7 protein-coding genes are annotated in these 7,420 nt (G+C 67.0%); 4 read left to right on the top strand and 3 right to left on the bottom strand.

Annotated elements, in window-relative coordinates:
* Positions 1-133: 133 nt before the first annotated feature.
* Positions 134-637 carry an ArsR family transcriptional regulator gene (locus QM624_RS10845; protein ID WP_415091649.1) on the bottom strand — a complete coding sequence of 168 codons (504 nt, stop codon included), beginning with the start codon at positions 635-637 and terminating at the stop codon, positions 134-136.
* A gap of 155 nt (positions 638-792) precedes the next feature.
* Entirely contained in the window at positions 793-1,542 is a 750-nt protein-coding gene (locus tag QM624_RS10840) for a class I SAM-dependent methyltransferase (protein WP_415091647.1), read from the bottom strand.
* 181 nt (positions 1,543-1,723) lie between these two features.
* On the opposite strand from QM624_RS10840, the gene QM624_RS10835 reads away from it, so the two are divergent.
* The 4 genes from QM624_RS10835 (at position 1,724) to QM624_RS10820 (ending at position 4,853) form a co-directional block, all read left to right on the top strand.
* The gene (locus tag QM624_RS10835) at positions 1,724-2,080 is read left to right on the top strand and encodes a YciI family protein (protein WP_415091645.1); all 357 of its coding nucleotides are present in this window, start codon (positions 1,724-1,726) and stop codon (positions 2,078-2,080) included.
* On the top strand, positions 2,058-3,296 hold the full coding sequence (locus tag QM624_RS10830) for an RNA polymerase sigma factor (RefSeq protein WP_415091643.1): 1,239 nt from the start codon (positions 2,058-2,060) through the stop codon (positions 3,294-3,296). The genes QM624_RS10835 and QM624_RS10830 overlap by 23 nt, the downstream gene beginning before the upstream one ends.
* Before the next feature lie 461 nt (positions 3,297-3,757).
* Positions 3,758-4,228 carry a hemerythrin domain-containing protein gene (locus tag QM624_RS10825; protein ID WP_415091641.1) on the top strand — a complete coding sequence of 157 codons (471 nt, stop codon included), beginning with the start codon at positions 3,758-3,760 and terminating at the stop codon, positions 4,226-4,228.
* A 217-nt stretch (positions 4,229-4,445) separates the two neighbouring features.
* Complete coding sequence (locus tag QM624_RS10820) at positions 4,446-4,853, top strand: DUF2809 domain-containing protein (protein ID WP_415091639.1); 408 nt, start codon at positions 4,446-4,448, stop codon at positions 4,851-4,853.
* A gap of 357 nt (positions 4,854-5,210) precedes the next feature.
* Here the strand turns inward: QM624_RS10820 and QM624_RS10815 are convergent, their stop codons facing one another.
* The gene (locus QM624_RS10815) at positions 5,211-6,539 is read right to left on the bottom strand and encodes a DUF222 domain-containing protein (protein ID WP_415091637.1); all 1,329 of its coding nucleotides are present in this window, start codon (positions 6,537-6,539) and stop codon (positions 5,211-5,213) included.
* Between the last annotated feature and the right edge of the window lie 881 nt (positions 6,540-7,420).

Raw genomic sequence — 7,420 nt, 5'->3', positions numbered from 1 at the left:
GGGTCGCCGGTCGACGCCGCGGCGAGATGCTGCCGCTGCGGCCCGGCGACGAAGCCGATCCCGACACCGACCAGCAGGCTGAGCAGCACGATCGTCCAGGTCACTCGCGCGGAGAGCCTGCGCACCGCGGCGCTCATCGCTGTGCCGCCAGGATCACGGCCAGCAGCGGCACCACGCGATGCGCGGGCACCGCGTACTCCCCCCGCTTGACCTGAATCAGCCAACCGGCCGCCACCAGCTGTCGCAGGTGGTGGTGCAGCTGCCCGGTGGTGCCGAGGGTCTTCTGCTCCAGCAGCGCGGCGGTGGACCGGACGCCGGTCAACACCAGCTGCACGATGGTCAACCGCGCCGGATGGGACAAGGCGTCGACGGTGGACGCGAACCCGGCCCAGTCGAGTTCCAGCAGGCTGTCGGCGCTGAGGCCGTACTGCCAGGCGACGGGGCCCGCCGCGGGCACGGTCAGGGTGCCGGCCATCAGCACACCTTCGACCTCGCGTTCGCGCAGCCCGCGCAGAACCCACAGGTCGTCCTGTTCGGTGGAGGGCTCGGTCGTCGGCGCGGATCGGGGTGCGAGTCGTGCGACCGCCGCTTCCAGGGCCGCCACCCGACGCTCCAGGTCGTCGTGTTGTTCTGCCATTCGTCGATAGTACGTATTTACGCACTACCGTTCAAGCGTGCGTGGATGAACATGCCCGCCCCGCGGGTTGAGCCGACCCCATCGCTGGTTGAGCTTGTCGAAACCCCTTACCAGGGGCTCATCCAGATCTCGACGATCTCTCTCAAGCCCCCTGGCTATGGCTTGGTGTAGCGGAACGCCACCGTCACGTAGGGCAACGAGAGGGTCTCCTCGCCCGCCGTCTGGGGGTGGGTATCCAGCAGTTCGCGGACGGCGGCGAGCACCTGGTCGCGTCCGTCGGCGTCCATCACCGCGACGTAGCTGCGGGACGCGGCGAGCCGAAGGATGTCGTCGCGAGCGACGGTCTGCCGCCACTCGAACTGGGCTCGTTCGGGTGTTCCGAATGGCTCGCCCACGTGGGGAAACTCATCCGCACCGGGGGTGTACTGGCTGGTCTCGGCACGCATCGCGACGCCCAGTTCGCGCACCCACTCCACCCGTTCGTCGCGGAAGTTCCAGACCAGGGCGAGCGTGCCGCCCGGCCTGAGCACCCGGGCAGCCTCCGCGGACGCCGCCGGCGGATCGACCCAATGCCAGGCCTGCGCATAGCTGACCGCATCGACCGAGCCGTCCGGGATCGGCAGCTGTTCCCCGGTGCCGACCAGCGTCCCGATGTCGGGGGTCTGGGTGCGCAGCACGGTCAGCATCTCGGCGGAGGGATCCACCGCGACCACCTCGTGTCCGGTGGCCAGCAGGGCCCGGCTGAGCTTGCCGGTACCGGCTCCGACGTCGACCACCCGCACTTCGTCGGGGTGCACCAACCAGGACACCGCGACCGGCGGATACCCCGGGCGCGCCGCTTCGTAGGCGTCGGCGATCCCACCGAACGAGCGGGCGTGGGCGAGCTTGTCGTGACGCGGTTCCATGCGCGCAAACCTACGCCGCCGCACCCGCGCTGGCCTGGTGGCTGGGTGTGGGTGGCGGCGGGAGATCCGGACGCCCCGCCGCGGCTTCGCCGGCGATTCAAAGATCTTTCGCCGAGGGTGTCGATTTCGGTTCCGGTGCCGCGTTACCAGGGTGCACGCTTAACCGATCCGAGGAGGAACCATGAAATACGTGCTGATGTTCGCCACCGATCCGTCGGCCCAGACCGATGTCGACCCGCAGGTGGCACAAGAGGTCTACGGCCGGATCTACCAGTGGTACGGCGAGAACGCCGCCAGCATCGCCGACAGTGGGGCCGAGCTGCTCGGGCCCGATACGGCCACCACCGTCCGCTCCGGCGGCGTCGTGGTCGACGGTCCGTACAGCGAAGCCAAGGAGGTGATCGGCGGGTTCAGCGTGATCGACGTCCCCGACCTGGACGCCGCCATCGCGCTGGCCAAGAGCTGGCCCGCGCTCGAACTGCCGGGCGTCAGCGTCGAGGTGAGGCCGATGGTCGTTGACTACTCGCAGTTCGACTGACGACGCGCTGGCCGTCCTGCTGCGCGAGCAGTCGGGGCGGCTGGTGATGCGGTTGAGCCGCGTCTTCGGTGACTTCGCGCTCGCCGAGGACGCGGTCGCCGCGGCGGTGGTCGAGGCGCTGGTCGCGTGGCGCCGGGACGGCCTGCCGCCGAACCCGGCCGGTTGGCTCAGCTTGGCCGCTCGCCGCAACGCACTCGACGCCGTCCGTCGCCACGGCCGTACCGGTCCGCTGCCCGAACAGTGGTCACCGGCGTCGGAGGATCCCGAAGGCTTTCTCGGCTCGGACACCGACGACCGGCTGGCGCTGCTGTTCGCCTGCTGCCACCCGGCGCTGGCGATCGAGGCGCGGATCGCGCTCACCCTGCGGGCGGTCACCGGCCTGACTACGCCGCAGGTGGCGCGCGCCTTCCTGATCGGCGAGGCCACCCTGGCGCAGCGGATCGTCCGCGCCAAACGCAAGATCGTCGCCTCCGGCATCGCGTTGGAGGTTCCGGACGCCGCCGCCCTGCCCGAGCGCCTCTCGGACGTCCGGACGGTGATCTACGCCTGCTACAACGAGGCCTTCGTCTCGACCACCGGCACCCAGGACCGGGCTCTGGGCGCGGACGCGGTGTGGCTGGCCGAGTTGGTGGCGCGCTCCTTCCCGGACGACGCCGAGAACTGGGGGCTGGCCGCGCTGCTCGCCACCCAGCACGCCCGCGCGGCGGCCCGCTTCGACAAGGCCGGCGACCTGGTGCCGCTGCGCGACCAGGACCGCGGTCGCTGGGACGCCGAACTGCTGGCTCGCGGACGGCAACATCTGGAACGGGCGGCCGCGCTACGGCGTCCGGGACCATTGCAGCTACAGGCGGCGATCGCGGCCGTGCACGGTGAGGCAGCCACCTGGGCCGACACCGACTGGGCACAGATCGTCGGACTGTACGAGGCACTGCTGCGGATCGATCCCAGCCCGATCGTGAAGCTGAACCGGGCGGTGGCTTTGGCCGAGTTCCTGCCGTCCCGGACGGCGCGGGCGCTGGCCGACCTGGATGCGCTGGCCGAGCCGCTGGCGAACTACCACCCGTATCACGCCGCCCGGGCCGAGCTGCTGCGCCGGCTGGGCCGTCCGGCCGAGGCGGAGGACGCCGACCGGACGGCGCTGCGGCTGACCGCCAACGACGCCGAACGCCGGCTGTTACGCAGCCGCCTGCGCCGCGGTGCCCTCAACAACGAGTAGCCGCAGCACTGGACTTGGTCCCCCCACCGCTGGTCGACCCCCTGTCGAGACCCTGTCCCAGCCCCGGTGGTCGAGCCCTATCGAGACCTGTTCGTCCTCGTCATCCCGGACTTGATCCGGGATCTCCGCAGCCCGAAACACCCGGACGGAGAGATCCCGACGTCCGCCGGGATGGCGTAGGCACGTTGGTCGAGCTTGTCGAAACCTTCCCCACCACCGTCGGTCGAGCTTGTCGAAGACGCAACCGGGCACCGCCGGTCCAGGCCGCCCACCGGTTGGTCTAGCGTCGAGACCAGGGACGGCAGGGACTGCTGACGACGCACTCAACAGCCCTGACGTCCTCGGCACCTCTTCGGGTAGTCTCCGGATCAACGTCGCGTGTCGGTGGCAGACAGTGTCAGGCATGGAGGCGTCGAACACGAAGGAGACGACGATGATCGCGTCGACCCCTTCGCCCTCATGTGACTGAGGGCGAGAAAGCCAGGCTGATCGCCTGGAACCACGAACTGCGGACCGTCCATGAACGACTGCGCGAAGCCCTGCGGCTGACCCGCACGGCGCTGGCCAGCGGTGCACCTACCCAGCCTGCACAGCGCGACCTGCTGCTGTTCTGCCACGGCTTCTGCACCGCACTGACCGGCCACCACGAGGGTGAGGACCGGGAGCTGTTCCCGGCGATCGCCGCGACCCATCCCGAACTCCGCGATGTGCTGCGCAACCTGCAGCAGGATCACTCGATGATCGCCCACCTGCTGGGCGCACTGCAGGCGGCGGTCGCTCGGGAGGCACCACCGGATGAGTTGGACCGGCATCTGGAAGGCGTCGCGGCCATCATGGAAAGTCACTTCCGCTACGAGGAACGCAGCCTGGGCGTAGTGCTGGAGGCGCTTGAGCTCGACGCTGATCCCGGGCAGGTACTCGGCCCGCTATGAGTGGGCGGCGTCCGCTGGCAGCCATACAGGTAGGGCGTGCGACGTCACGGTGCCTCGTCCTCGCCCACTTGTGCCGGCGTGCGATCGGTGCGCGATCCCGCGCCTCGCCCTACCGGTCTTGCACGAAGGAGCCCGACATCGCGCGCCTTTCACCGGAGCCGTCCGACTAGCCTGTCGAGATGCTCTCAAGTCGACCGCATGCTTCTGGCGGTGCCCGATGACGACGGCCGGACGTCGCAGGCTGATCGCGGCCGGGCTCGCCGTGGTCACCGTGTTGGCCGGCCTGGCTGTGCGCTTCGCACTTCGCCGTGGCGCCGCGTCCGACGTCGCCGGCGATGGCCTGTACGCCATCCTCATCTATCTGATCGTCGTCTTCCTGGCGCCCCGGGCTCGTCCCGCAGTGGCCGCCGTCGTCGCCGGCTCGCTCTGCGTGGCGATCGAGTTGTTCCAGCTCACCGGCCTCCCCGTTACCTGGGCCGCAACCTTCCCGCCCATCGCGCTGGTTCTCGGGACCGGCTTCGACGCCCGTGACATCGTCGTTTACCTCGTTGCGGTGGCCGGAGCCGCCTTCATGGACAAGACCATCGGCACCCGATTGAGTTCATCAACTCAACTCCCCCGCTGAAGCCGGGATGTGCTGCGTGCAGTCGGGTTTCCAGTGGTTGCGTCCCACTCCGCTTTCCGGTTACGTCGCTGCCGGACTCACCACCGCTGGTCGAGCTTGTCGAGACCTGCCCCATCGCCGGTCGAGAAGCGGCTCCACCGCTGGTTGAGACCCTCTCGCAGACACCCGCTATCGCACCCCGTCACTCGTCATCCCAGCGGACGCCGGGATCTCTCCGCGACATGAACTCGCTGCTTGCCTAGATACCGGCGTCCGCCGAGATGACCTAGGTGACGTTGGTCGAACTTGTCGAAGCCCATTAGACGCATGCGCCCATTTTTTGGCCCGAACGTCCCGTGCGCACACCATTCTCCCCGTCTATCCGGGTGGTCGGAATCGTTGATGACATCGTGGCCGTCGATGTTTATCCACGAATCGAGGCGGAATCACCTCTGCAATCCCATCGGTTGAGATCCGGATCTGCCACTGCAACTCCGGAGCCCGTTTCATGTCAGGTTCCAACAGATTGTGGTGATGTTTACACAACAAACACAGATTCGATAGCGATGTTGCACCACCTTGAGCCCACGGGATGATGTGATGCGCGTCACAATCAGCAGCCGGACGGTCACAACCAGGAAACACACAACCCCTATCCCGCACATGCAGAGCGTGCCGGATATCAGGAGTGACGAGCCGTTGTTCGCGGCCCACGTCGAGCACTCCGGAGGGGCCGCCGAGAATGATCGGCAGGATCCCGGCATCACACGCGTACTGGCGTAGCTGGCCGGCGGTGAGCATGGTGCCGTCAGCCAAGCCTGCGCCTCGGCAGTCGCTGTGCAGATCCTCGTAGTCGATCAGCACCACCATGTGCGGCCGGTCACCCCCATGTTTGGGTGCTGCCTGCTGGATCGCGACTCGGCGGGCCAACTCCACCAAAGCATCGGCACGACGTTGTGGCCATGACGGTTGCGGCACACCCGGATCGCGTAGTTCTAGGGCGGTGCGGTGCATCTGCTGGGCGAGTGCTTCGATTTGTGCCTTGATCAGTGCTGCATCGGCGGTGGGGAGGGAGCCTTTGATGGTGGTGGAACCGTGCCCGTCGTCGGAGAAGTTGAGATGTCGAGCCTGCTGTGCGTCGCGTAGTTCACGTTCTTGGCGTTTCGCTTCGGCTTCTTCGGCAACCTCGGGTGCGACAACCTCCAACAGGTGCCGGGAGAGACCAGCAAGTTCGTGGCTGTTGAACTCCTCGCAATGGCCGACCATCGTGGCCTGTGCCTTGGTCTCGGCTTCGACTCCCAGGTCGGTGGGGAGTTTCTTCAGCACCTGGGTGACCGCTTGTGCTTGCCGGTCGTTGGCGACACCGTCGCGCAGCGCGTCGCCGATCTGGGTGAACCGGTGCAGATCGTTGGCATGGTGCAGCATCGCGGATGCTTGGCCTCGGGTGTAGCGCAACTCTGACGCCAACCACGACACTGTCGGGACACCATGCGCGGTCATCGCCGCCTCGGAACGGTCGACAGTGCCGAGCATGGTGTGCACCACACCCGACAACCGCGACTGCACCGTGAGCAGGTCGGCCACCAGGTCGAGCTGTTTCCGATCTGTCAGTAGCGGCACACAGTCGTAGTCGAGTTGATCGAGCAGGCCGGTCACGACGGTGGCGAAGTCTGCCACCGTCGTCCCCAGTTCTACCTCGATGCTCATACCGTTGACCTTAAACGTCGCCACTGACAGAAGTCGTTCACTGACCGGTTAGGGATGAATCCCGTTGTCACACCGGCGATGCGATTCATGACGACCACGATAGGAGCCGGGTCTGACACTTTCTGGCCACGGTGGTGCAGCTCGGCACCATTTGTGAAGCTGACAACACCAGGGTGGTTTCTGACAACACTGTGACAACACCTATACATCGAGACCTGCTTGCAGAAATCACTACCGGACGGGGTCTCGACAAGCTCGACCAACGGAGGCATCAGGTCATCGGATGGTCGGATGGTCGGGGCGTGCAGAATTCGGGGTGCATCGATGTCGAGATCGCTCACTGATTTCGGGAAACCTTCCGGATTTCGGGCTACAACACGAAATCGGCACATATTTCCCGCCAGCAGTCACCGACGTCGAGATCGCTGCCCGCACCACCCCGCGCTGCCCGCGCCACCGTCTGTCTGTCGCTGAGATCCCGGCATCCACCGGGATGACGGACGTGCACGGTGAGTTCGGCCACCACCGCAAGCTGTTCACAGTGGGACGAAAGGAACCGTCCCGCGCGTCCGAGATCGCTGCCCACATCACCGTCTGTCGCTGAGATCCCGGCATCCACCGGGATGACGGACGTGCACGGTGAGTTCGGCCACCAGCGCGAGCTGTTCAGAGTGGGACGAAAAGAACCGTCCCCCGTGTCCCAACAGTGGGACGAAAAGAACCGTCCCCGCGTCCCAACGGCAGGGTCTCGACCGGCCGTGCCCGGCAGAGTCTCGACAAGCTCGCCCACCGGGTGGTGGGTCCGGCAGAGACGTAACCGGAAAGCGGAGTGGGCTGCACCCCGTCCGGGTAGGTCGGGCGTAAAGCGCGCGAGCCCCCGC

Origin of the sequence: Micropruina sp., assembly GCF_047606365.1 — a bacterium.
In the GTDB taxonomy this organism is placed as follows: Bacteria; Actinomycetota; Actinomycetes; order Propionibacteriales; family Propionibacteriaceae; genus Micropruina.
The sequence above is the reverse complement of the archived record's forward strand: the minus strand, read 5'-3'. Positions and strand labels throughout refer to the sequence as shown.